Annotated in this window: 26 protein-coding genes; 9 read left to right on the forward strand and 17 right to left on the reverse strand. The window is 73.4% G+C overall.

The features are described 5' to 3' along the window. Positions 1–160: 160 nt before the first annotated feature. The gene (locus ACGFZK_RS01995; protein ID WP_393846867.1) at positions 161–694 is read right to left on the reverse strand and encodes a TerD family protein; all 534 of its coding nucleotides are present in this window, start codon (positions 692–694) and stop codon (positions 161–163) included. Between the two features lie 446 nt (positions 695–1140). Here ACGFZK_RS01995 and ACGFZK_RS02000 point away from each other — a divergent pair, with 446 nt between their 5' ends. Beyond that, positions 1141–1953 carry a glutamate ABC transporter substrate-binding protein gene (locus ACGFZK_RS02000; RefSeq protein ID WP_393846868.1) on the forward strand — a complete coding sequence of 271 codons (813 nt, stop codon included), beginning with the start codon at positions 1141–1143 and terminating at the stop codon, positions 1951–1953. A gap of 178 nt (positions 1954–2131) precedes the next feature. Here ACGFZK_RS02000 and ACGFZK_RS02005 read toward each other — a convergent pair whose 3' ends face one another. Next, on the reverse strand, positions 2132–2698 hold the full coding sequence (locus tag ACGFZK_RS02005) for a DJ-1/PfpI family protein (protein WP_393846869.1): 567 nt from the start codon (positions 2696–2698) through the stop codon (positions 2132–2134). Positions 2699–2916: 218 nt separating this feature from the next. On the opposite strand from ACGFZK_RS02005, the gene ACGFZK_RS02010 reads away from it, so the two are divergent. Together ACGFZK_RS02010 and ACGFZK_RS02015 are read left to right on the forward strand one after the other, a co-directional pair. Further along, positions 2917–3738: an endonuclease I family protein gene (locus ACGFZK_RS02010; protein WP_393846870.1), complete on the forward strand. Its 822-nt coding sequence runs from the start codon at positions 2917–2919 to the stop codon at positions 3736–3738. A gap of 118 nt (positions 3739–3856) precedes the next feature. Then, positions 3857–4165: a DUF3040 domain-containing protein gene (locus ACGFZK_RS02015; RefSeq protein ID WP_393846871.1), complete on the forward strand. Its 309-nt coding sequence runs from the start codon at positions 3857–3859 to the stop codon at positions 4163–4165. A gap of 43 nt (positions 4166–4208) precedes the next feature. Here ACGFZK_RS02015 and ACGFZK_RS02020 read toward each other — a convergent pair whose 3' ends face one another. From ACGFZK_RS02020 to ACGFZK_RS02030, 3 genes are all read right to left on the reverse strand, one after another. Further along, entirely contained in the window at positions 4209–5834 is a 1626-nt protein-coding gene (locus ACGFZK_RS02020; RefSeq protein ID WP_393847260.1) for a glycoside hydrolase family 20 protein, read from the reverse strand. 62 nt (positions 5835–5896) lie between these two features. Beyond that, complete coding sequence (locus ACGFZK_RS02025; RefSeq protein ID WP_393846872.1) at positions 5897–6325, reverse strand: heme-binding protein; 429 nt, start codon at positions 6323–6325, stop codon at positions 5897–5899. A 46-nt stretch (positions 6326–6371) separates the two neighbouring features. Continuing rightward, on the reverse strand, positions 6372–7604 hold the full coding sequence (locus ACGFZK_RS02030) for an MFS transporter (protein ID WP_393846873.1): 1233 nt from the start codon (positions 7602–7604) through the stop codon (positions 6372–6374). 208 nt (positions 7605–7812) lie between these two features. Between ACGFZK_RS02030 and ACGFZK_RS02035 the strand changes: the two genes are divergently transcribed. Beyond that, on the forward strand, positions 7813–8265 hold the full coding sequence (locus ACGFZK_RS02035; RefSeq protein ID WP_393846874.1) for a MarR family winged helix-turn-helix transcriptional regulator: 453 nt from the start codon (positions 7813–7815) through the stop codon (positions 8263–8265). A 42-nt stretch (positions 8266–8307) separates the two neighbouring features. On the opposite strand, the gene ACGFZK_RS02040 is transcribed toward ACGFZK_RS02035, so the two are convergent. The 4 genes from ACGFZK_RS02040 to ACGFZK_RS02055 form a co-directional block, all read right to left on the reverse strand. Further along, positions 8308–8793, reverse strand: a complete 486-nt coding sequence (locus ACGFZK_RS02040; protein WP_393846875.1) for a hypothetical protein — start codon at positions 8791–8793, stop codon at positions 8308–8310. Next, positions 8790–9479, reverse strand: a complete 690-nt coding sequence (locus ACGFZK_RS02045; RefSeq protein ID WP_393846876.1) for an RNA polymerase sigma factor — start codon at positions 9477–9479, stop codon at positions 8790–8792. Before ACGFZK_RS02045 ends, ACGFZK_RS02040 begins: the two co-directional genes overlap by 4 nt. Before the next feature lie 8 nt (positions 9480–9487). After that, the gene (locus ACGFZK_RS02050) at positions 9488–9934 is read right to left on the reverse strand and encodes an LPXTG cell wall anchor domain-containing protein (RefSeq protein WP_393846877.1); all 447 of its coding nucleotides are present in this window, start codon (positions 9932–9934) and stop codon (positions 9488–9490) included. Between the two features lie 109 nt (positions 9935–10043). Further along, positions 10044–11504: a PLP-dependent aminotransferase family protein gene (locus tag ACGFZK_RS02055; protein ID WP_393846878.1), complete on the reverse strand. Its 1461-nt coding sequence runs from the start codon at positions 11502–11504 to the stop codon at positions 10044–10046. Between the two features lie 29 nt (positions 11505–11533). Here ACGFZK_RS02055 and ACGFZK_RS02060 point away from each other — a divergent pair, with 29 nt between their 5' ends. After that, entirely contained in the window at positions 11534–12487 is a 954-nt protein-coding gene (locus ACGFZK_RS02060; RefSeq protein ID WP_393846879.1) for a DMT family transporter, read from the forward strand. A 139-nt stretch (positions 12488–12626) separates the two neighbouring features. Here ACGFZK_RS02060 and ACGFZK_RS02065 read toward each other — a convergent pair whose 3' ends face one another. After that, positions 12627–13256 (reverse strand): class I SAM-dependent methyltransferase, encoded by a 630-nt coding sequence (locus ACGFZK_RS02065; protein ID WP_393846880.1) that lies wholly within the window; start codon positions 13254–13256, stop codon positions 12627–12629. A gap of 103 nt (positions 13257–13359) precedes the next feature. On the opposite strand from ACGFZK_RS02065, the gene ACGFZK_RS02070 reads away from it, so the two are divergent. Next, positions 13360–15111, forward strand: coding sequence for a serine/threonine-protein kinase (locus ACGFZK_RS02070; RefSeq protein ID WP_393846881.1), 1752 nt, complete (start codon positions 13360–13362; stop codon positions 15109–15111). Positions 15112–15259: 148 nt separating this feature from the next. Here ACGFZK_RS02070 and ACGFZK_RS02075 read toward each other — a convergent pair whose 3' ends face one another. Further along, on the reverse strand, positions 15260–15634 hold the full coding sequence (locus ACGFZK_RS02075) for a YbjQ family protein (RefSeq protein WP_393846882.1): 375 nt from the start codon (positions 15632–15634) through the stop codon (positions 15260–15262). Between the two features lie 565 nt (positions 15635–16199). Here ACGFZK_RS02075 and ACGFZK_RS02080 point away from each other — a divergent pair. Beyond that, positions 16200–16649: an SH3 domain-containing protein gene (locus ACGFZK_RS02080; protein ID WP_393846883.1), complete on the forward strand. Its 450-nt coding sequence runs from the start codon at positions 16200–16202 to the stop codon at positions 16647–16649. 33 nt (positions 16650–16682) lie between these two features. On the opposite strand, the gene ACGFZK_RS02085 is transcribed toward ACGFZK_RS02080, so the two are convergent. The 4 genes from ACGFZK_RS02085 to ACGFZK_RS02100 are packed head-to-tail and all read right to left on the reverse strand — an operon-like array spanning position 16683 to position 20060. After that, positions 16683–17033 carry an NTP pyrophosphohydrolase gene (locus tag ACGFZK_RS02085; protein WP_393846884.1) on the reverse strand — a complete coding sequence of 117 codons (351 nt, stop codon included), beginning with the start codon at positions 17031–17033 and terminating at the stop codon, positions 16683–16685. A gap of 12 nt (positions 17034–17045) precedes the next feature. Next, positions 17046–18104, reverse strand: coding sequence for an AAA family ATPase (locus ACGFZK_RS02090; protein WP_393846885.1), 1059 nt, complete (start codon positions 18102–18104; stop codon positions 17046–17048). Between the two features lie 3 nt (positions 18105–18107). After that, complete coding sequence (locus ACGFZK_RS02095) at positions 18108–19316, reverse strand: RNA ligase (protein WP_393846886.1); 1209 nt, start codon at positions 19314–19316, stop codon at positions 18108–18110. Positions 19317–19373: 57 nt separating this feature from the next. Continuing rightward, positions 19374–20060, reverse strand: a complete 687-nt coding sequence (locus tag ACGFZK_RS02100; protein ID WP_393846887.1) for an epimerase — start codon at positions 20058–20060, stop codon at positions 19374–19376. 364 nt (positions 20061–20424) lie between these two features. Here ACGFZK_RS02100 and ACGFZK_RS02105 point away from each other — a divergent pair, with 364 nt between their 5' ends. Next, positions 20425–21141 carry a DUF4232 domain-containing protein gene (locus ACGFZK_RS02105; RefSeq protein ID WP_393846888.1) on the forward strand — a complete coding sequence of 239 codons (717 nt, stop codon included), beginning with the start codon at positions 20425–20427 and terminating at the stop codon, positions 21139–21141. Positions 21142–21366: 225 nt separating this feature from the next. On the opposite strand, the gene ACGFZK_RS02110 is transcribed toward ACGFZK_RS02105, so the two are convergent. Continuing rightward, positions 21367–21801, reverse strand: coding sequence for a VOC family protein (locus ACGFZK_RS02110; RefSeq protein WP_393846889.1), 435 nt, complete (start codon positions 21799–21801; stop codon positions 21367–21369). 55 nt (positions 21802–21856) lie between these two features. Continuing rightward, the gene (locus ACGFZK_RS02115; RefSeq protein ID WP_393846890.1) at positions 21857–22813 is read right to left on the reverse strand and encodes a tellurite resistance/C4-dicarboxylate transporter family protein; all 957 of its coding nucleotides are present in this window, start codon (positions 22811–22813) and stop codon (positions 21857–21859) included. A 412-nt stretch (positions 22814–23225) separates the two neighbouring features. Between ACGFZK_RS02115 and ACGFZK_RS02120 the strand changes: the two genes are divergently transcribed. Further along, a complete protein-coding gene (locus ACGFZK_RS02120; RefSeq protein ID WP_393846891.1) occupies positions 23226–23681 on the forward strand; it encodes a DoxX family protein in 456 nt (151 codons plus the stop codon). The last annotated feature ends 39 nt before the right edge of the window (positions 23682–23720 follow it).

Below are 23720 nucleotides of genomic sequence, written 5' to 3' on the forward strand. Positions count from 1 at the left end.
GCCCGGGGGGGCCCCCGTGCGGCCGCCCGGGCGGCGCCCCCCCCCGGGGGGTTGGGGGGGGGGGGGGCGCCCGCCCCCCCCCGCGGGGGGGGCCCCCCCCCCCCCGCGGGGGCCCCCCCCCCCGATCTGAGCGGCTCCACCTCCACCCGGGCGCCCGGCCTCAGCGGAGGGCGCCCATGGTCCGGGCGAATTCCTCCGGGTCGGCATCGGACCCGTGCAGCCGCAGCTCGAAGGACCAGGCGCCCGACGCGTCGCGGGTGAACTCGGCGACGATGGCCGCGGTGGCGGTGGCCACGGCCGAGAAGTCGCCCTCGGCGAGGTCGGTGTGACCCTCGCGGATCCGGAAACCGGTACCGCCGATACCGGCGAAGGTCTTGGCGCGGCCCGGGTCGGCGTTCTGGATGACCACGCCGACCACGACCCGGCTCGACTCCGGCGCCATCCGGTGCAGCTCGATGGTCATCACCTCGTCGAAGCCGAAGCCCTGGCCGGTGTGGCTGTCCCGGTTCAGGGAGATGGTCCCGTCGGGCGACCGGCTGCCGAAGTGCACCAGCTGGACGGGCGTCCCGTGCGGGTCCGCGGCGCCGTAGACCGCGGCGACGATGTCGAGGTCGTTCGCGGGCGTGCCGGCGGGGCTGGGGTCCCATCGCAGCGCGAACTCCACCTTGGCCAGGCCCTTGCGTACACCGGTCACCGAACTCCCCCTTCGTTCACGGGCATTGCCCGTTCATGATCCCACGAGCCCCCCGGCCCGCCCCGAACGATCGTGCGTTTCCGGCCAGTTCGGCCGATTCCGCCGAGGCGCCGCCCCTGCCCCGCCCCGGCGGCGCGGGCCGGCACGGCACGGCCCGGCTTAAGGTGCGTCCATGAGCGGCGTGACCTGCCCGGGAGCCGGGGGGTTCCACCGAGGCGCCGCAGGGTGGCGCCCCTTCCTCCCGCGCGCCACACGGTTCGGCCGAAGGATCTGCGGCAGAACCGGATTGTTATCCTCAAGTTTTGCTCAAATCTAGTGACGCTGCGCCCGTCCTCTTCCTAGCTTCCTCGTACACGTGTCCCCACGTCCCCCGTATTCGCGCGGTTCCCCACGCCTCCGGCGATCCCGGTGGCGCGTCCCCGCGTTTCCTCAGGAAAGAGTGCAGCATGAAGGTTCCCCAGGCCGGTGCGGTCGCCGCAGTGATCGCAATCGCCCTGACCGCCTCCGGGTGCGTCGGTGACGAAGAGGACCAGGGGACGCTTTCCGTCGGCATCAAGTTCGACCAGCCCGGCATCGGCATGCGGGAGACCGACGGCACCTTCACCGGTTTCGACGTGGACGTCGCCACCTACGTGGCCAAGGAGCTCGGCTACAAGCCGAACAAGATCGAATTCAAGCAGGTCTACAGCAACGACCGCGAGCTGCTGATCCAGTACAACGAGGTCAAGTTCGTCGTCGCCAGCTACTCGATCAACGAGAAGCGCAAGGAGAAGGTCGACTTCGCCGGCCCGTACTTCGTCGCGCACCAGGACCTGATGACCCGCGCCGACGACGCCTCGATCAACAAGCCCGAGGACCTCAACGCGAAGAGCCTGTGCTCGGTGACCGGCTCCACCTCGGCCGAGAACCTCCGCAAGAACCTCGCCCCCAAGGCGGGCCTGCTGGAACTCGGCGGCTACTCGGACTGCGTCGTCGCCCTCCAGGAGAGCCGGGTCGACGCCATGACCACCGACAACTCCATCCTTGCCGGGTACGCGGCCCGGAAGGGCAACGAGGGCAAGTTCAAGCTGCTCGGCCAGAACCTGAGCAACGAGAACTACGGCATCGGCCTCAAGAAGGGCGACAAGGAGCTCCAGCGCAAGATCAACGACGCGCTGAAGAAGATGGTCGCCGACGGCAGCTGGGAGACGGCCGTGAAGAAGAACTTCGGGCCGAACTACAAGTACGAGCCGGCTCCGGCGGTCACCGCCGGCAGCTGACGCGACCGCCGAGGCGCCGGCGCCCGGCCGGCTGACGGGTTGCCCGCCCGGCTGCCCGCCCGCCCGGCTGCCCGCCTGGCCGGCTGTCCGCCTGGCTTGAAATCGGCCTCCGCCGACACGACCCGACGGCCGTGCTCCCCGGATACGGGGTCCACGGCCGCCCGTGTGCTGCTCGCGCTCAGACCACCGGGGCCTTGCTGCGCAGCACGGTCAGGAACTCCCGCATCCAGCGCGAGTGGTCGGGCCAGGCCCTGGCCGAGACCAGCGTGCCGTCGACCACGGTCTCGGAGTCCTCGAACTCGGCCCCGGCCGCCTTCATGTCCAGCTCCAGCGCCGGGTACGCCGTCACCCGGCGGCCGGTCAGGCCCCCGGCCGCGGCGGTGATGAGCGGGCCGTGGCAGATCTGGGCGATCGGCTTGTCGGCCTCCGCGAAGGCGGCCAGGATACGGCGGACCTCGGGGTCGTTGCGCAGGTATTCCGGCGCCCGGCCACCCGGGACGACCAGGGCCGCGTAGTCCTCGGTGACCACGTCCACGAAGGCCAGATCGGCGGGCCAGGTGTAGCCGGGCTTCTCGGTGTAGGTGTCGAAGCCGTCCTCGAAGTCATGGACCACGAACCGCAGTTTCTTGACCTGCGGCGCCGCGATGTGCACCTCGTACCCCTCCTCGCGCAGGCGCTGGTACGGATACAGGACCTCCAGCGACTCGGCCGCGTCGCCGGTCACGATGAGGATCTTCACTGCCATGGGCTGCTCCCGATAGGGCTGGTCATGGTCGGTCGGGCCCCGCCGGGGGCCACGGCTACCCTGCCCGCGGCGGATGGCCGGCACACACGAAGATCCCCCACTCCCGACACATGGTTTTCACCTGTTCGGCACATGACAATGTGACCCTCGCTCTGCCACTGACACTCCGCCAATTCCCCGGGCGGGGACGGTGCGTATGGAGAGGTACCCCCCACCAGATGAGAATCTCGCACCTGACCCCCTGGGCGGCCGCCGGCCTCGCCGCCGCCGCCCTGTTCGCCGTACCGGCGGCCGCGTCCGCCGGCCAGCAGCGAACGGCAGCTCCCCGGAACCCGGCGACCACCGCCGTGGACCCGTACGCCGACTACTACGCGGACGCCCAGGGCAAGACCGGGCCCGCGCTGAAGACGGCCCTGCACGACATCATCAAGACCCAGTCCAAGGTGACCTACGACGGCGTGTGGAACGCCCTGAAGGTGACCGACCAGGACCCGGCGAACCCCAACAACGTCATCCTGCTCTACTCCGGCCGCTCCCAGTCCAAGGCGACGAACGGCGGCGGGGCCAACGACTGGAACCGCGAGCACGTCTGGGCAAAGAGCCACGGCGACTTCGGCACCGCCACCGGCCCGGGCACCGACCTGCACCACCTGCGCCCCGAGGACGTCACCGTCAACAGCACCCGGGGCAACAAGGACTTCGACAAGGGCGGCAGCCCCGTCAGCGAGGCCCCGGGCAGCCTGACCGACGGCGACTCCTTCGAGCCGCGCGACGCGGTCAAGGGCGACGTGGCGCGGATGCTGCTGTACATGGCCGTCCGCTACGACGGTGGTGACGGCTTCGCCAACCTGGAGATGAACGACACGGTCAACAACGGTTCGGCTCCCGCGATGGGCCGGATCAGCCTGCTGAAGCAGTGGAACCAGATGGACCCGCCGGACGCCTTCGAGCAGCGCCGGAACCAGGTCATATTCGACCAGTACCAGCACAACCGCAACCCGTTCGTCGACCACCCGGAGTGGGTCAGCTCCATCTGGTGACCGCGGGCCGCAGTCACGGCGTCCCTCCGGGGGTTGGGCCGCGTCAGGCCGGGTATTCGCAGGCCAGAGGCTGCGTTCCGCGCCCGACGGCAGCAGCAGCCGACGGAGGTACGTCGTGATGGACGGAGCCGGACTCTCGGATCGCGAGCAGCGCGCCCTCTCCGCGATCGAGGCCGAACTCAAGGGTGACCGTTCCCTCGACCGGATCCTGCGGTCCACCTCGCACCGGCGGCACCGCACCGTGGCGGCCTGGCTGCTCGGTGCGGTGGCGGTGGCGCTGTTCGTCGCCGCCTCCGCCACCACCTCCCGGCTGCTGCTCTGGGGCTTCGCCGCCGTGTGGACGGTGACGGCCGTCCTGGCGCTGCCGCTGATCGGGCAGTGGCTCCGGCGGCGCTGGCAGCGGCGCGACCGTACCGGGCACCCGTAGGACCGCGGCTGCCGGCCTCACCGCCATCCGGTGCCCCGGTCGCTCAGAGCCGGTCGGCGAGGGCCTTGAAGTCGGCCCAGGGCAGCTGGGGCGCGCGGGAGTCCCACACCTTCTGGGAGAGCGCGGCCAGCGGGCCCTGGATGCCCTGCGCGACCTGCGCCTGGGTCTGGGCGCCGGACAGGTCGGCCCAGACGGCGAGGCGCCCGCCCAGGATCTGCGGCCCGTACGAGGCCGGCACGGGGGTCGTGCCGCGCAGGACGAGCGGCGTCCACTGTTCGTAGATCCGCTTCCCGGTGGGGTACGTGAACTGGTTGGGCTCCCCCAGCACGTAGTAGAGGAACTCGTCGTTGAGGTTGACGAGCTTGCGGCCCTCGCGGAGGTACTCCAGCGGCGGCCGGGCGCCCGTCTCCTTGCCGGTCCAGTACTCGACCTGGATGTCCTTGGCCGCGTTCGTCACGCCGCCCGCGAAGAACCCGTCGTTCCACGCCTTGAGCGCCTTCCCCGACGGCCGGACCACGTCCGCGCGGTCGTTCAGCCAGCCCGTCGCCAGGTCCTGGACCCGCGCCGAGGGCCCGTAGCGCTGCTGGGCGGCTCGCGCGAGCTGATGGAAGGAGGCCTGCGGGTCGCGGTAGACCAGCGCCTGGTACTCGTCGGCGCCCAGGTGCCAGGCTCCGCCGGGGAACAGCGGGACGTACTCGCGCAGCAACTCGTCCACGAGCTTGGCGGACGCCGGGTTCGATATGTCGACCGCGCCCTTGACCGCCCGCCCCTGGGTGTCGCGGAGCTGGAGGTCGGGGTGGGCGCGCAGTACCGCGCCGAGGTGGCCGGGCGAGTCGATTTCGGGGACCACCGTGATGTGCAGCCGGGCGGCGAGCGCGTTGATCTCGCGGACCTGGGCCTTGGTGAGGTGCGGGGTGGAGACGATCTCGGGGTGCGTGTCGGACTGGATGCGGAAGGCCTGGTCGTCGGAGAAGTGCAGGCCGAGCTGGTTGAGCTTGAGATCGGCCATCTCGCGCAGCCGGTCCTCGATCCAGTCGGGGGTGAAGTGCTTGCGGGCTATGTCGAGGTTGAGGCCGCGCTGCGGTTTGGCGGGAGCGTCGCGCACGGTTCCCTCGGGGGCCGAACCTCCGCTCTTCACCGCCTGCTTGAGGGTGCGGGTGCCGTAGAAGACGCCGGCCTGGCCGGGTCCGTTGATGCGGACGCGGCCGTCCTTGACGTCGAGGGTGTACGACTCGGGTCCTCCCGCGGCCCCGGCGTCCAGGGACAGCTGCACGTCACCCGCCCGCGGGGCCGCCGACTCCCCGTATCCGATGCGCAGTTCACCGGCGAGCAGCTTGGCCTCGTCGGACAGTGCGGCGGTGTCGTCCGGTGCGACGACCACGCGGGCCTCGGGGGTGGGTTTCCAGCCGGGACCGCGGGCGGGCACGTGCTCCCGTACCGCCGGGATGGTGCGCGGGGCGGTGGACAGGGGGTAGGACGGGGTGGGCGTGGGGGCGGCCTCGGCCGGGGCTGCCGTCGTCGTGGCGGCGCCGGCGGAGGAGTCCGGGGTGCCCGGGGCGCGCGCCTCGTCGGAGGAGGCCGTGCAGCCCGGGAGGGCAAGGGTGACCAGCGCGGCGACCACTGCCGTCGCGATGACGTGGACCCTCCTGTGCCGCCTCGGTGCGCTCATCATGTGCCCGTGTCCCCCGTACCAACGTGGCACGGGGGACACCGGCGCGCTACCCGGCGGCCTCAGACCAGGGCGTTCCGCGCGGCGGCGGCGAGGCCGTGGTCCTGGTCGGGGGCGCCGCCGCCGACGCCGACGGCGCCGACGAGACGGCCGTCGCGGTGGACGGGCAGGCCGCCCGCGATGAAGAGCAGCGGCCGGTCGAGGGCCGTGGGCAGCGTGTGGAAGGGGCCGTCGGGCCGGACGGCGTCGACGAGGTCGGCGGTGGGCGCGTTCAGCTGGAGGGCCGTGTAGGCCTTGCGGATGCTGGTCTCGCCGGAGATCAGCACGGCGCGGTCGTCGCGGCGGAAGGCCAGCAGGTGACCGCCGGCGTCGAGGACGGTGACGCTGACGGTGACCCCGGCCGCTTCGGCTGCGGCCGTGGCGGTGGCGACGAGCAGTTCGGCGTCCTCGGTGGTCAGGGGGGTGACGGCGGTGCGGGTGGGGGTGGACATGCGGTGCTTCTCCTTGCGGGGGGGGCTTACGGGGGAAGGGGCCGGGTCAGTGGTGGGCGGGGACGGCCGTGGACGCCTCGGGGGCTCCGGCCTCCATGACCGTGCCGCGGTCGGCGGGAGCGGCGCGGCCCGTCGTACGGCGTTCCAGTGCACCGGAGACGAGGGCGAGCGCCAGGGCGGAGGCGGCCAGCGCTGCGCCGACCCAGTTGGGGGCGGTCCAGCCCAGGCCGGCGGTGATCACGAGCCCGCCGAGCCAGGCGGCCAGGGCGTTGCCGAGGTTGAAGGCACCGATGTTGACGGCCGAGGCCAGGGTGGGGGCCCCTGCGGCCTGGTCGAGGACGCGCTTCTGGAGCGGCGGCACGGTGGCGAAGCCGAGGGCGCCGATCAGTACGACGGTGACGGCGGCGCCGGCCTTGGTGTGGGCGGTGAGGGTGAAGACGGCGAGCGTGACGGCCAGGGCGCCCAGGGCCACGTACAGCATCGGCATGAGCGCGCGGTCGGCGTACCGGCCGCCGATGAGGTTGCCGGCGACCATGCCCAGGCCGAAGAGGACGAGGAGCCAGGTGACGGAGGAGTCGGCGAAGCCGGCGACGTTGGTCATCATCGGGGTGATGTAGGTGATCGCGGCGAAGACGCCGCCGAAGCCGAGGACGGTCATCGCCATCGCGAGCAGCACCTGCACGTTGCGGAAGGCGGCGAGCTCGCGGCGGATCCGTACGCCTCCTTCGGGGCGGGGCAGCTCGGGGACCAGCCGGGCGATGCCGACCAGGCCGGCGACACCGAGCGCCGCGACGATCAGGAAGGTGACGCGCCAGCCCAGGGTCTGTCCGACGAGGGTGCCGAGCGGGACGCCGACGACATTGGCGACGGTCAGGCCGGTGAACATCATGGCGATCGCGCCGGCCTTCTTCTCGGGGGCGACGAGTTCGGCGGCGACGACCGCGCCGATGCCGAAGAAGGCGCCGTGGGCGAGTGAGGCGACGACGCGGCCGGCGAGCATGACGCCGAAGGCGGGGGCCAGGGCGGAGAGCACGTTGCCCGCGATGAAGAGGCCCATGAGCAGCATCAGCATGCGCTTGCGGGGAATGCGGGTGCCGAGCACGGTCATCAGCGGCGCGCCGAGGACGACGCCGAGGGCGTAGCCGGTGACCAGGAAGCCCGCGGTGGGGATCGAGACCCCGTACGTGCCGGCGACCTCGGGCAGCAGGCCCATGATCACGAATTCGGTGGTGCCGATCCCGAAGGCCCCGACGGCGAGGGCGAGGAGTGCGAGAGGCATGGGGGGAGGTGTCCTTCAGGGGAGGGGGTGGTGCGGGTCCGGAGGCGACGGCGGGTGCGCGGTGGTGGCCGACAGTTGATTGCGGTCGCCGTTTGCATGCGTCCACATTAATTGCAGACGCGGGATATTTGCAAGCGCGGGCTATTGCGCGTGTGGACTATCCTGAGGGGTACACACCCCAGCCCGGGACGCTTCGACGGAGGAGCCCATGACGGCCACGGACAGCGCGCTCACCGCCCTCTCCCAGGGCTGGTGCGCCCTCTCGCTCCTGCACGGGCGGATCGAGGCGCACATCGAACGGGCCCTGCAGGACGGTCACGGCCTCAGCGTGCGCGAGTACTCGCTGCTCGACGTCCTCAGCCGCCAGCACGACGGGCCGGGCGGGCACCTGCGGATGCACCAGGTCGCCGATTCGGTGGTCCTCAGTCAGAGCGCGACGACCCGGCTGGTCAGCAGGCTGGAGGACCGCGGCCTGCTGAACCGCTACATCTGCGACACCGACCGGCGGGGCATCTACACCGACGTGAGCGAGGCGGGCCTGGCTCTGCTGGCCGCGGCCCGCCCCACCAACGACACCGCCCTGCGCGAGGCCCTCGACGAGGCCTCGCGCCGACCGGAACTCGCCCCGCTGGTCACGGCGGTGGAAAACCTGCGGGGCTGAACGCCCCGTGCCCGGGGGTGGAGCTCGGCGGCGATGAGGAGGTCACGGCGCCTCCCCGCGGGCGGACGGGCTCGCCGACGGCGGCGCCGAGCCCGACGCGCTGGGCGAGCTCGGGGCCGACGGGCTCACCGACCTTCCGGTCGGCGACGAAGCCGACGGGCTCCCCGAGGAATCCACGCCCGGAGTGCGCTGCCCGGATCCGGACGGCCGCGGGGTGGGTGACGCCGGGTCCTGCGAGGACGGGCCGGGCGCCGTGATCCTCGGCGGGGTGGCCGGCAGCCCCGGGCCGGGCGCCGGCTCCGGAGCCAGCAGCAGGTAACCGACCCCGGCCGCCGCGGCCGCGGCCAGGCCCGCCAGCGGCAGCGCGAACCGCCGCAGCCCGGCCATGTGCAGCCGTCCCCCGTGCGGTCCCGGCGGCTCCGCGGGCCGCAGCCCCCGGATGTCGATGCTGTCCGCGCGTGCGTCGAGGGCCTGGCGCAGCCGGCGCTCGACGGGACGCTCGGCGAGACGTTCCCCGTCACGCGTCATATCCGTCCCTCCAGAATCCGCTCCAGGGCGTCCAGGCCGCGGCTCGCGTTGGACTTCACCGCTCCCCGGCTGATCCCGAGGGTGGTCGCGATCTCCGCCTCGCTCAGGTCGGCCCAGTACCGCAGCACCAGGACCTGCCGGCGGCGCGGTGTGAGCCGGCCGAGCGCGGCGAGCACCTCGCGGTGCGCCTCGTCCAGGACCACGTGGTCCTCGGCGGAGGGTATGTCGGGCGCCACCGGCGGGGTCCAGGCCCGGACGGTGCGCCTGCGGCGCAGTACGGACCGCGAGGTGTTGACCACCGCGGTGCGCAGATAGCCCAGCGCGTTGTCGACCTCGGTGATCTGCTCCCCGTGCCGCCGGTACAGGGCGGTGAAGGCGTCCTGGACCACGTCCTCGGCGGTGGCGAGGTCGTCGACGAGCAGCACCGCCAGCCGGACCATCCGCAGCCGGTGGGCGTGGTAGAGCTCGGTGACGGTGGGCGGCCGCGGATCGCCTGGACCCGTGTGGCCCTCGTACGCGTACGAGGGCCCGTACGAGGGCCCGTACGAGGCTCCGTACGCGGTTCCGTGTGACCGCGGGGGAACGGGCGGGGCGGAACGCTCTCGGCGCAGCAACGACCAAAGGCCCCGCCACGCCCGGCCGAAGCCGGGCGTGAGGGAGCCGACGGGTGGTGCGAGTGGGAGCACGGGATTCCTCAGCTGTTCGCGCGGCGCCGCACGGCGTACAGGGCTCCGGCGCCGGCGAGGACCAGGCCGGTGGCCCCCGCCCCCATGGCGATGGTGGTCGCCGAGGAGCCAGTATGCGCGAGCTCGGCCGCGCCGGGTGCGGCGGTGGGCTCGGAGGGGGACGCGCTGGGCCTGGCGTCCGACCCCGGGGCCGTCGGGCTGGCGCTGGGCGCGGCGCTGGGGGTCGCGCTCCTGGTGTCCGATCCTGCGCTCGGCGGGGTGCTCACGGACGGGGAGGGCCTGGCCCCGCCCGCGGTGGGCGAGGCACTGGCGGGCACGCTGACCGACGGGGAGGGCGCGGCCGAGCTGCCGCTCGCGGCGAAGGCCGGACCGGCGAGGGCGACGGCCACCCCGGCAGCGGCAGCGGTGACGGCCGTGCGGCGGAAGGCCGGGGGGACACGCTTCAGGTTCTTCACGGTGGTTCTCCACGGTCGGGTCGAGGGCGCGGGACTGCACCCTTCACCCCCGCACGACGCGCGACCCCCCGGGAGGTTGCCGCCGTTCCGGAAAAACTTTCCGACGGGTTTACAGACCCTTCAGGGCCGTGGCCAGGGTGGCGATGCCTTCCTCGATCTCGCCGGCCGGCCCCGCGGCGTAGCCGAGGATCAGGCCCGGCGGGCCGGGCCTGATGCGGTGCCAGGACAGCGGGTGGGTCTTCACCCCCAGGGCCAGGGCCGCCGCGGCGAGGTCCGTGTCCCGGAAACCGGCGCCGTCGAAGGTGACCATCAGGTGGAGCCCGGCCGCCGCACCGTGCACCCGGGCGCCGGGCAGCTGTTCGCCGACGGCCCGGAGCATGGCGTCGCGGCGGCGGCGGTGGCGGCGCCGTACGAAGCGCAGGTGCCGCTCCAATTCGCCCGAGTCCATCAGCCGGGCGAGGACCAGCTGGGCGAGGACCGGATTGCCGAGGTCGGCGTAGCGCTTGGCGGCGGTCACGGCGTCGCGCAGGCGCGGTGGGACCAGCAGCCAGCCCAGGCGGAGGGCCGGGGCGAGGAGTTTGGACACGCTGCCGGCATAGCAGACGCCCTCCGGAAGCAGGGCGCGCAGGGCGGGGACGGGGGCCCGGTCGTAGCGGTGTTCGGCGTCGTAGTCGTCCTCGATGACCAGTCCCCCGGCGGCCGCCCAGCCGAGGAGGTCCCGGCGGCGCTCGCCGTCGAGGACGACGCCGGTCGGGAACTGGTGTGCCGGGGTCAGCAGGACGGCCCCGGCCCCGCTCGCCCGGAGCTCGGTCACGTCCAGCCCGGCCTGGTCCACCCGTACGGGAACCGTCTCCAGCCGCCCGTACTCCAGTTGCTGCCGGGCCCCGAGCGAGCCGGGGTCCTCGACCGCGACCCGGTGCACCCCCTCCTCCCGCAGGACGTGCGCCAGCAGCCCGAGCGCCTGGGCGACGCCCGCGACGACGACCACCTCGTCGGGGTCGGCGCGGATCCCCCGGTTCCGGGCCAGCCAGCCGACGACGGCCTCGCGCAGTGCAGGGGCGCCCTGGGGGTTGCCGTAGCCGAAGTCGGCCGGGGTGAGCGCGGCCAGCACCCGGCGTTCGGCCTGCAGCCAGGCTGTGCGCGGGAAGGCGGTCAGGTCGGGAACTCCGGGCGAGAGGTCGATCCGGCACGGTACGGCGCGCAGCGCGTCCACCAGCCCGCCGCGCGCCGGTGCCCGGGCGGGGTCCGGGGAGGCCGCGGCCACCGTCGGCGGTGCGGCGACGACCACGGTGCCGGCCCGGCCCCGGCCGCTGACCTGGCCGGTCTCGGCGAGGCGTTGGTAGGCCTCGGTGACGAGCCCCCGGGAGACGCGCAGTTCGGCGGCGAGGACGCGGCTGGCCGGGAGCCGGCTGCCGACCGGGAGGGTGCCGTCGGCGATGGCGGCGCGGAGCCGGCCCGCGAGCCACTCGGTGCGGCCCCCCGGCGGCGCCTGGCCGAGGTCGAGCTGGAGGAAGTCCGAGCCGCTCGCGCTTTTGGACCCCTTGATGACGCCTTCATTGGACCTGCTCACGGGGCCATTGTGCCGCCAGGCTGGATCTCATGCAGACAGACCGCACTCCCCCTCCTGCTCCTTCCCCCTCCACCTCCGTGCGCGACCTGGTGCCGGGTATCGCCGGAATGGCACTGGTCGGCAGCAGTGTCACGGTCTCGCGGGCGCTCGTCGACGCCCCGCTGTTCGCCACCCAGGCCGTCCGGTACGCGGCCGCCGCGCTGCTGCTGTTCGCCCTGGCCCGCGCCGCCCGGGTGCCGGTCCTCCGGCCGCGCGGCCGGGAGTGGCTGTGGCTGGCGGGGATCGCGGCGACCGGGCTGGTGCTCTTCAACGTGGCCGTGGTCCGCGGGGTGGCTCATGCCGAACCGGCGGTCATCGCCGTGGCGGTGGCGTCCGTACCGATTCTGCTGGGTCTGATCGGCCCCTTCCTCGAGGGGCGGCGGCCCAGCCGTCGGGTGCTGGTGGCGGCTCCGGTCGTGGTGGCCGGGGCGGTACTGGTCGAGGGGACGGGCCGGACGGACGCCGCCGGGGTGGCCTGGGCGGCGCTCGCGCTGGGCTGCGAGGCGGGGTTCACCCTGCTCGCGGTGCCGGTGCTGCGCCGGCACGGCCCGTGGGGGGTGTCCGTGCACGCCGTATGGCTGGGGGCGCTGATGCTCGCGGGACTCACGGTCGTCTTCGAGAGCCCGGCCGAGGTGGTCTCGCTGGAGCCGGCCCAGTGGGCGGCCGCCGGATATCTCGCCGTGCTGGTGACGGCGGTGGCCTTCCTGCTCTGGTACCGCACGGTGGCCGCCGTGGGCGCGGGCCGCGCCGGGCTGCTGACCGGGGTGGCGCCCCTGGCCGCGGCCGGTGCGGGGGTGCTCACGGGCGGCGGGGTGCCGGGGCCGGCGGTGTGGCTGGGGCTGCTGGTGGTGATCGTGGGGCTGGCCGCGGGGCTGCGTCCGGGCCGTCCCGTACCGGCGGGCGCGCGGGCGTCCCGTGGCGACCGGGCACCCGCGTCCCCTTGAGGGCCCGGCCCCGTGGATCACGATCCGCAGACGGCCACGCCCCCGCCCAGGCCGGCGTCCCAGCCCGCGTGCGTACGGCAGTTGGATCCGCCTCCGCGCCGGCAGTCCGTACCCGGGCGGCCGGTCCGCTGACCGGCGCTCACGGGGTCCGGCGCGCGTAGCAGAAGAGGTGCTCCTCGGGGCCCGCCCGGTCGTCGGCGGGCTGGAAGAGCGCGGTGTGGTGGTGCAGCACCTCCAGGCCCCGGTCGGCGAGCCTGGCCAGGTGATCCGCCGTGGAGAGGCTGCTGACGGTGACCTCGTGGCCCATCCACTCGATGTCCACGCCCCGGATGTCCCCGGGCACCGTGGCCATCACGAAGTACCCGCCCGGGGCGACCCAGGACGCCATCCGGTCCAGTGCACCCGCGACTTCGGGCTGGTCCATCACGAGCAGCGGGAAGAAGGAGCAGACCGCGTCGAAACCGGCCGGCTCGGGCGTGTAGGTGCGTACGTCGGCCTGCTCGAAGCGGGCCTGCGGGACTCTGGCGCGGGCCAGTTCGACCATGGCCGCCGAGACGTCGATGCCGGTGACGGCGCAGCCGGCCCGGACCAGTGCCTCGGCGGTGGGCCGTCCGGTGCCACTGCCCACGTCCAGCACCCTTGCTCCGGCGGGCAGTCGGGCGGTGAGCCAGTCGAGGGCGGCCAGTTGGCCGGGAACCCTGCCGAACACCTCCTCGTAGCGCTCCCCCAGCTCGTCGAACACATCTGCCGCGGACTTGCGTTGCGTCATCGGGCCGCCCCTTCCTCGCCGGAGCACCACCGTACTGGCGGGGTGCGGTGGCGGGCGACGCCCCCGTTAGGATCTGGTGCCAGTGATCATCGAGGGGGAGCCCATGCCCAACACCGACGCCGCCGTACTGAGACCGCTCGGGCCGGAGGATCCGCAGGAGATAGCCGGTTACCGGCTGCTCGCCAAGATCGGCGAAGGAGGCATGGGTTCCGTGTACCTCTCGAGGACCCGGGGCAACCAGCCGGTCGCCCTGAAGGTCATCCGCCGCGAGTTCGCCCGGGAGCAGGACTTCCGGGTCCGCTTCGAACGCGAGGTGCAGGCGGCCCGCCTCGTGCAGGGTTACCACATCGTGCCGGTGGTCGACCACGACACCAGTGGTGAACAGCCCTGGCTGGCCACCGCGTTCGTGCCGGGACTGGCGCTCGACGACGCGCTCGCCACCCACGGAGCGCTGCCGCTGCCCGCGGTGTTCCAGCTGATCGGCTGCACGGCGCAGGCCCTGCACTCCATCCACGCCGCCTCGGTGGTGCACCGCGACCTCAAGCCGAGCAACATCCTGCTCGGCTCGAACGGCCCCTGGGTGATCGACTTCGGGATCGCGCGGGCCGCCGACTCCACCCAGTTGACGCGCAGCGGCGGGTTCATCGGGACACCGCAGTACATGTCCCCCGAGCACGCGCTCGGCCGGACGGTCACCCCGGCGACCGATGTCTTCGCGCTGGGCCTGATCGCCGCGGTGGCGGCCACCGGCCGCCACCCGTACGGCGACGGGGCGGGTTTGTCGATCGCCGCCGCGATAGCCAACACCCCGCAGCAGGCGCCGGACCTGAGCGGCTACCCGGAACCACTGCGGCAGTTGCTGGAGCGCTGCCTGCACGCCGACGCCGGCCGGCGGCCCCGCCCGGCCGAGCTCGCCGAGTGGTGCGGGCAGGTGGCGGGCCGGGACCTGCGCGACTTCAACGGCTGGCTGCCCGCGCCGCTGGCCGCCGAGATCGCGCGGCGCGAGCAGTCGGCGCAGGCCCAGGCCCGGGCGGCGGTGCCGTCCCCGGCCGCGGCGCCGACGCAGACCCCGCCGCCGCCCGCGTACTCGCCCACGCAGGCGCCCGGACCCGTCCCCGCGGCGTACACGCCGACCCAGGCGCCGGTGTACGCCGCGCCCACCGCCGCAGCCTCGTACGCCGCACCCGCGGCCCCCGTCCCCTCTCCCGCCCCCTCCCCCGGGCCCGCGCGCCGCAGCCGCGTGCCGCTGGCCGTCGGCGCGGGAGTCCTGGCCGTCGCCCTCGCGGCGGGCGGCACCTGGTACCTGACGCGCAGCGACGACGAGGGCGCGCAGCAGAAGGCGGACGCCCCGAAGGACAATGCGGCGCCGGCGGCGCAGGCAGGCGGCCCGACCCCCTCGGCGCCGGCCTCGGCCAAGGCTTCGCCCTCCGGCCGCGCCTACACCGTGGTGTTCCAGGACAAGCCGTTGAAGCTCCTGGCGCCCCGGGAGTTCGGGAAGGTCAACGACGTCGACCTCGACTTCCCCAAGGTGGCCGCGTCCGGCGAGATCGGCTGGAAGGACCGGGAGCTGGCGATGGGTTTCGAGGACGTCAAGAGCGGAACCTCGTTCGGCAAGAGCAAGGGCCCCGCCCCCGAGCAGTGCGAGACCGGGGCCGCCACCGACCCCATCCCGGACCGGCTCCCGCAGTCGGACCTCTCCGGCGCGGACAGCGCGATCGTCCAGGGCGACCTGCTGTGCACCGTCACGTCCAAGGGCAACCTCGCCATGGTGAAGATCGTCAGCGTGGAGCCCTCGACCGAGAAGCTCTACAGGGTCCCGACGTACCTCACCGAAGTGACGCTCTGGAAGCGGTAGCCACCGCCGCAACGGCCCCGTGTGCCCCGTGTGAAGGGATCGTCGCGGCCACCGAGGGGTGGCCGCGACCCTCACCCGCGGCCCATGGACCGAACGGAGTGCCGTCCTGGACGTACCGTGACCGGAGGTGTCCGGTAGGGGGCGACGGTCAGGTGGAGGCGGGGACGAGGACCACGGCCGTCCCGTAGGCGCACACCTCGGTTCCCACGTCGGACGCGTCGGTGACGTCGAACCTCATCATCAGCACGGCGTTCGCGCCACGCGCCTTCGCTTGTTCGATGAGCCGGTCCATGGCCTGGTTCCGGGTCTCCACCAACGTCTTGGTGAGGCCCTTCAGCTCGCCGCCGATCATCGACTTCAGGCCCGCACCGATCTGGCTGCCCAGGTGGCGGGAGCGGACGGTGAGGCCGAAGACCTCGCCGATGACGCGCTCGACCCGGTAGCCGGGGACGTCGTTGGTGGTCACGACAAGGACGCCGCTCTCTTGCGCGCCGGCGCCGCCGCCGTAGTCATCGATACCCATGGCACCCACTCTCGCGCGGGCCGCCGCCGCCCGCATCCGGGACCGGGCGATCAGGGCCGGTCTGCGCATGTGGCGGTAGACGTGCGCCGTAGCGGTGTCGGCGCGGGGGTGCCGGTGTGGGATCGCCGGCGACCGGAGGCCGGGATCCGGACCGGATCCGGACCGCCACTGGACCGCCACTGGACCGCCACGGGACGTGCGCCGAGGTGCGCCTCAACCCGCCTGTGTACTGCAGGGGTTGTACGGGGCCGCCTCCCACGGTGGTACGCCGCTGTCAACCTCTGGAAGGGCGCGGCCGGGAGCGGTTCGCCCGTAGATTTCCCTCCGTCGGTTCACCGGCCGGCCCGGGCCCCGGCCCCCGGGGCCCGCTGCGCGGCCGTGCCCGTTCGGGGGAGGGCGCGGCCGCCGCAAGGCCGAGGGCAAATTGGTCATATCGGGTTAAAGGACGGTGAGCCACCGGGGCTACGCGCCCCGTCCTCGTCATAGTCGTCCCTGGCAACCACCTGGTTGCCGCCCCGCGCCGCGCGTCGCGGCCGGGCGGATGACTTCGTAGAGGAGCCGGCTCATGCTGAAGCCCACCAGAACCACCCTCGCTCTCGCCACCGGAAGCCTGGTTCTCGGTCTGGTCGGAGCGGGCGCCGCCGTCGCGGACGACGGTCCGACGGGCAACGTGCCGCCGCGCGAGATCGTCGTCGGCGGCGGGGCGCAGCCCGGCGCGTACCCCGGTGAGAACGACGCCACCGGCAGGGTCGTGTCGAAGGGACCCCTGACGGTCCGCAGCAGGCCGAGCACCCGCGCCCAGTCCCTCGGCCACGTGTACCCGAACAGCAGGGTCGAGATCTCCTGCAAGAAGCACGGCGACAAGGTCGACGGCAACAGCATCTGGTACCGCCTGGCCGAGCGGAACAGCAACTGGGACCAGGGCGGCGCGACGCCCAAGGTCGCGTACGACAAGGAGCGCTGGGTCTCCGCCCGTTACGTCAAGAACCTCTCCGAGGTGCGGTACTGCCGCTGACCGCGACCTGACTCCGGTCAGCCGGTCAGCCGGTCAGTCCACCGGGCGTACGGCACGCGGCCCCACGCACTCCACGCCGTACGCCCGGACCCGCTCCCGCAGTGCACGGTCGGCCGTGACCACGACACAGCCGCGCTCCGCATGGGCGGCGGCCAGCTCCACGATCCGGTCGTCACCGCTCCCCGGCGCCGAGTCCACCCGGACTCCGGGCACGGACTCGACGCCCCGGGCGGCGCCTTCGACGACGAGGATGACCTCCTCGTCCCTGCCCCGCCCGGCCAGCAGGTCGCGCAACCGCACGGCCGCGCCCCGCCGGTCCCGCCACCAGCCGTCCGGCACCGAGCCGACGACGTTCGCGCCGTCCACGATCAGTACGCTCGCCACGGCGCCCGGACCTCAGAAGTCGCCGTAGTTGACCTGCCAGGTGGGCAGGCCCATCCGGCGCCAGACCGCGACCACCCGGTCCCGGTCGTCGAGCGAGATCCGTACCGCGTACCGGTGGCGCACGTGCGCGTCGAAGAGCTCCGCCTTCACCACGTCGTCGCGGCGCGTGTCGCCCGCCGCGCGCATCCACAGCTCGTCGTACGGCACCTCGTGGCGCCGCAGCCAGGACTCGGTCTGCGCGCGGTGCTCCTCGCTGCGCCCCGACAGGAGCACGATGACGTCGCCGTCGGCGCGCCGGAAGGCGTCGAGTGCGTGCCGTACCGACTCGTTGAGCAGGTCGAGCTCGCAGCGCGAGAAGTCGTAGGGTCCCCGGTCACCGGTCAGCGCGAGCGTGCCGTCGATGTCGCACATCACCGCCGTCGGCAGCGCCGGGTCGGGGACGTACTCCGTCACGGGCGGCACGGCCGGACCGCTCGCCCCGCCGTTCATCCACTCCGCCGTCAGCCGCCAGCCGCCCCTGCGCGCCTTCTCGTGCTTCGCCGCCAGGATGCGGATGATCTCCTCGCCGACCTGGCGCTCCCGGGCCGCGTCCCGGCGCAGGCACTCCTCCAGCGGGACGTCGGTGAAGTCGTGCACGACGAAGGTCGCGAGACCGCCGACCGCCGCCTTGAGCCGCTTGGGGATGTGCTTGGTCAGGTGGGTGTTGTCGACGACCACGTCGAAACCGCCGTCGACCGCCGCGCGGACCGCCGCGTCCTGGACGGCCAGGACCGTCTGCTCGTGCGCGTAGCTGCGGCCCCGCTCGGGGTCCGGCAGGTCGAGCATGAGCCGCAGGTCGTCGAGGTTGACGCGGCGCATGCGGCCGCCGGCCGCGGCCTGCAGGGCGCGCGCGGCCGTCGTCTTGCCGGAGGCCGGCAGGCCCGTCATCACGTGGACGACGGGCAGCGGGGCCTCCTCGGCCGCGGCCAGGGCCAGGGCCTCGTTCTCGGCCTCGTTCTCGTTCATGGCCTCGCGCACGGCGGTGTTCGCAGCCGCGCGCGCAGCCGTGTTCGCGAGTGTCTCCTCGGACACGGGTCAGTTCTCCTCGTCGTTCGTGAAGGGGTCGGACGTCTCCGGCCGCACGTTGCGCCATACGACGAGGTCCGTGGACCGGCCGTCCAGGCGCAGGAACATCGCGGCCCGGACCTCGCGGTCGGGCAGTTCCTTCGCGGCGCGCGCGAAGGCTCCCCGGTCGGCGGCCAGGTGCGCGAGTCCCGCGTACGCCTCGTCCACGGCGCGCTCGCGCGCCGCGGCCTCGCCTTCGATCCGGTCGATCACCTGGCGCACCCAGGTGTCGAACTCGTCGGGCACCTGGTCCAGCAGCGCGTCGAGCGGCTTGCCGCCCGAGGCCTCGATCTCGGCGACCGTGGTGCCGAGACCCTGGGCGACCTGCTTGACGGGCAGGCCGGCGAACCGCTGGATGCCGTGGGCGCGCCAGATGTCCCGCTCGGTGACCTTGGTGAGCACGCGGTGGAGCCGTACGTACTCCGCCAGCTTGGCCTTCGCGCGCACGCCGGAGGCGAACCGCAGCACGAAGCCCTCCGCCTGGGTGCCGGTCGCGGCGCCGCCGCCGGGCAGGGTGTTGGACTCGGTCAGCGCGATCAGCTCGTCGATGGGCATGGCGGGCCACACCGTGACGACGGAGCCGATGCCCTCCCAGTGGGACGCGGCCTCGGCGAGCGGGACCTCGGTGCCGTCCCGGCCGAAAGCGGCGAGGAGGACGAGGTCGCGGCGCTCGCCGTAGTCGACGACGATGCGGTTCTGGGGGTACAGGATCTCCGCGAGGTAGGTGGTGCCGGGGCACAGGGCCGCGGTGTCCAGGCCGTCGAGCCGGCGCTGGGCCCAGGTCGCCTGGGCGCTGATGAAGGACCCCTTGGAGGCGACCCGCCAGCGGCCCGCGTAGTGGAAGACGACGGCGAGGCTGCCGTCGACCTTGTCGTAGACCTCGAACGGCTCGTCCGGGAGGGCGGGGGCGTACGGCTGACCCGACTCGTGCTCGCCGACGTTGAAGAACTTCGGCAGCGGCAACGCGACGATCGCGCCGGTGGTGTCGTCGGCGACGAGTCCGCGGCAGCGTGTGGTGACCTCGTTCCAGACGCGTTCGTACTGGGCCGTCCGGGTGTAGGTGTAAATGGACAGCGGCAGTTCGGGGTGCGACTTGCGGGTCACGTACCCGGCGTCGATCGAGTCCGCCAGCGCCTGGGCGGGCAGCAGGTCATGCAGAGTCAGGGTCTCCTGGCTCATGGGGTCCTCCCGGTTTGAGATGGCTCATTCTCACGTGCGGGAGGGTGTGCCCGGTAGTCAATTATGCCTGGTCGGGGCACCGCCCAGGCGGTTGATGTCGGCGGGCCGCAGGATGTGGCCGGGGACCTCGGTGCCGGGCGTGGCGACGGCGATCATGGCGCGGCCGAAGGTCTCGGAGGTGATGACGAGGTTCGGCGCGACCCGCCGCACGAGCGGGACCAGGGGTCCGAGGACCGCGTAGAACATCCGGGAGAGGCGGGCCTTGGAGGGCACACCGCGCACCGGCTGGATGACGCCGGGGCGGAACATGTAGGCGCGGAAGGGGAGTTCGAGCAGGTCGTTCTCGGTCCTGCCCTTGACCCGGGCCCACATGGAACGGCCCCGCCCGGTGCTGTCCGTGCCCTCGCCGGACACGTAGACGAAGGTCATGCCGGGATTGGCGGCCGCGAGCGGGCGGGCCACGGCGAGCGTCAGGTCGTAGGTGACACGCCGGTACGCCTCCTCCTTCATGCCGACGGAGGAGACCCCGAGGCAGAAGAAGCAGGCGTCGTACGCGGCCGGGTCGACCCCGGCAGCCGACAGGTCGGACGGATCGTCTTGGACGCGCTCGCGGAGCTTGGGGTGGCTGACTCCCAGCGGGGTACGTCCGATGGCGAGCACGCTCTCGACCGAACCGTCGCGCAGGCACTCGCGAAGGACGCCGCGGCCGAGCATTCCGGTCGCGCCGAAGAGGATGACGTTCACGGAGGGCAGCCTAAGGGCTGTCTTGCCGATCAGGCCGGATGGATCAGCGCGCGGCGCCGGATGCGCTGCGTCGCAAGGGAGGCCCTCGTGCCGGGCGTATCCGGACGCTGCCGGCAACGCGACAAGGTGCCGTAGCCGGCGTCGCGCGCCCGCCCGGGGTTCCGGCGTCGCGCGCCCGCCCGGGGTTACCGGCCGGGCTGTCCGCGCGTGCCCGGTGTACGGCGCCGGGGTGATCACCGTTCGTCATCGGCGCGTCACGGAACCGCCACAACGGCGTGCGGCGGGAACCTGCTCGGGTCAGGGGGCCGTGTACCTGCACGCGAGTGCCGGTGTGGGACCGGTCGTGAACCTCGGGGAGCACCCTATGCAGTACACGGCAGGCATCGGCCGGACCGCGGCGGCTCTGGCGACGGCCCTGGCGGCCGCGGCTCTGATGACAGGCTGTACGCCGACCGGCGTCGACGGCGGGGCCGTCGGCCCGTCGACGCCGCCCGCGGACTCGCGGCCGGCCGAGCCCACGCCCACCGGCGGCGCCAAAGGCGGAACGACCAGCGGCGGCGGGAGCGGAGGTTCCACGGGCGGCGCGTCGTCCTCGGGCGGCTCCTCCTCCGGCGGCACCGGCGGCGTGACGAAGAAGCCCTGCACGGGCGACGCCATCGAGGTCTCCGAGGCGCACCAGGCCGACGTCCGCCCGCCGGGCACGGGAACCGGGGCCGCCGTCGTCTCCGTCGCCAACACCTCCGCGTCCTCCTGCACGGTGCACGGGTACCCGACGGTCGCGGCGGCGGGCAACGGCTCCCCGGAGAAGAACAGGCCGCTGGCCACCACCCACACCGGCCCCGCCGCGGCCGACGTGCTGCTGGCCCCGGGCGCCCGCGCCTGGACGAAGCTCACGTTCGTCCAGGTCCAGGGCGAGGCGGACGGCTACTGCGCGTCCGGCGCGACCCCTGCCGCCTACCCGACGCTGGTCATCGGCGTACTCGGCGCCGGGAGGCACCAGATCGCCATGGACGACGGCGTGTTCGCCTTCTGCGACGACCAGGTGACCGTCACCGCATGGTCCTCCGTCAAGCCGTCGTAGGCCCTGTCCGGGGCACGGGACAGGCCCTCGCAGCGGGCCCTGAACGACCTCGGCCTGCATCGCCTGCGCCCGTGCCACTCGGCGGCCAACCCGGCCTCCTGCCGTGTGGCCGACCAGGCCGGATGCTCCCTCCTGCTCGGACAGCCTGCGGACCCTGACCGGTTGGAGACGTCGTCACTCCGGCCGGCACAACGAGCGAACCCGGCCTGACCGGCAAGACACCTCCTAGTGGGAGACGCAGAGCTCGTTGCCCTCGGGGTCGGCGAGGGTCGTCCATACGCTGGGGCCCTGGCGGCCCTCGTGGAGGTGCTTGGCGCCCTTGGCGATGAGGCGTTCGACCAGTGCCCGGGGGTCGTCGGAGCCCGTACGGACGTCGAGGTGGACCCGGTTCTTGACCGTCTTGGGTTCGGGGACGAGCTGGAAGAGGACGCGGGGCGAACCCTCCGGACCCTCCGGATGGCGGATCGCGGCGCCCACCTTCCAGACGAGGACGCCGTGGTGGGTCGTGGTGTCGGCCTCGCTCGCGTGGCCCGCTTCGATCAGGCCGCGGATGAACGGTTCGTCGCTCGGCTCCACCTCCCAGCAGAGGGCGTCCGCCCACCAGTCGGCGAGGGTGTGCGGGTCGGCCGAGTCGATGGTCACCTGGAATGTGTACGCCATGCCGGGACCCTACTGAGGTGTCACCGCCGTCGCCACACGGCGGGGCGCGGCGGCCTCATCGGCGCGGCGCGCCGCGCGCGGCGGTGAGGTGGGAGCCGACGAGCGCGGCGAAGGTCAGCAGCCAGGCGCCGACGGCGATCCAGAGAAGGACCTCGCCCAGCGGGCGCAGCCAGGCGATGCCGGCCGGGCCCGCCACGGAGAGGCAGGTGGTGGCCGTCATGCCGAGCGGGAAGACGGTGGCCCAGCGCCGGATGTCGTAGCGCGGCCGCGGGTGGCGCAGTTCGGCGGCGAGGAGGACGACGTACCAGACGAGGGACAGGGCGAGCACGGCCAGCGTGACGGTACGCAGGGTGGCGTGCGCCGAACCGTTCCATTCGGGTGACGCGGTGAGCTTGGATCCGGCCAGCGCGGAAAGGGAGAGCGCACCGCCCGCCACCCAGTGGTCACCGGCTCCGCCCACCACCTCGTGCAGGTCGAAGCGGAAGAGGGCCGCCAGGTAGAGCAGCAGCCCCAGGCAGAAGGTGGCCAGCGCCGACCGGGCCAGCCAGTCCTGGTGGTCGGCGGCGGCGAGGGACGCGGCCAGGACGGAAAGCCCCTGGGTGGCCACGCAGCCGAGGAACGCCGCCCCCGGCATGCGGCGCCGCCAGTGCCGTACGACGTTGAACAGCAGCACTGGCCAGAGGACCGCGGCCACCGCGAGCAGCACGGCGGCCGCGGTCTGCCAGCCCTGTGCCGAGAACCGGGCCCCGATGACGGTGGTGGCGGCGACGGCCGTCAGGGCAGCCGGTGTGTCGGCCTCGGCGCGGAACCGCCCGCGGTCGCCCAGCAGCCGGAAGGTGAAGTCGGCGGCGAGTACGAGCCACAGCGCCACCGCGGCGACCAGCGCGACCAGTGACACGCCGTCGTGCCCGGTCAGGTGCAGGCCGACGGAGATGATGCCGGTGGCCATGACGGCGGCCCCCGCCGCGGGCGGGAGTCCGGTCCACCAGTCGCGTCCGGGGAGGATGCTCACGCCTCCAGCGGACCCCACCGGTCCGCGGGCCGCCAGCGGACAAGGCCGACCGGCGCGGGAACCATCCGGTCGGGCGCCGAAACCTCGTGCACGCAAGGTCAAGCAAACCTGCGCGGGATGCACCTCCAGGGGTCCGGGCCGGTCCTGGGCTCGGACCCGGACGCGGACCTGCCGGTCCGTCACAGGCGAGTGGACCGGCGGGTCCCCGATCGCCCGGCTCCGCCATGGAGGGGAACGCCGCGCGCGCCACGGGCACGGCATTGCGGCAGCGGGGTAGCGTCGGACCCCCTCGGCGGGTGGCCGGAAGTCGCGCTTGCCAGCCGGGTTAGGCGTACCTAACCTGTGGCTCGCCCTCGCTCGAGGGCCTCGGCACGACTTCGGGATCCGTCCCCGACCGAAGGAGCCTCCCCCCATGAACGCACGTCTCGACCATGCCCGGCCCTTTGCCATCGGCCTGTTCCGGATCGTCACCGGACTGCTCTTCGCCTCGCACGGAGCCGCCTCCCTCTTCGGCGTCCTCGGCGGTGCGCACGGTGGTGGCACCGTCGCCGTCGGCACCTGGCCCGGCTGGTACGCCGCCGCCATCCAGCTCGTCGCCGGCGCCCTGATCCTGCTGGGTCTCGGCACGCGGGCGGCCGCCTTCGTCGCCTCCGGCTCGATGGCGTACGCGTACTTCACCGTGCACCAGCCCGGCGCGCTGTGGCCGCTGCAGAACGGTGGCGAGGCCTCGGCGATGTTCTGCTGGGCCTTCCTCCTGCTGGTGTTCACCGGCCCCGGCGCCCTGGCGGTGGACGGGCTGTTCTCCTCGCGTTCCAACGCCTCCCTCGGGCGCCGCGGCGAGAACCGCCCGGAGACCGTGACCGCCTGAGGAATCGATTCAGCACCACCGTGCCCCGGCGCCCCGACC

The sequence above is a fragment of the Streptomyces sp. NPDC048257 genome, assembly GCF_043201855.1.
In the GTDB taxonomy this organism is placed as follows: Bacteria; Actinomycetota; Actinomycetes; order Streptomycetales; family Streptomycetaceae; genus Streptomyces.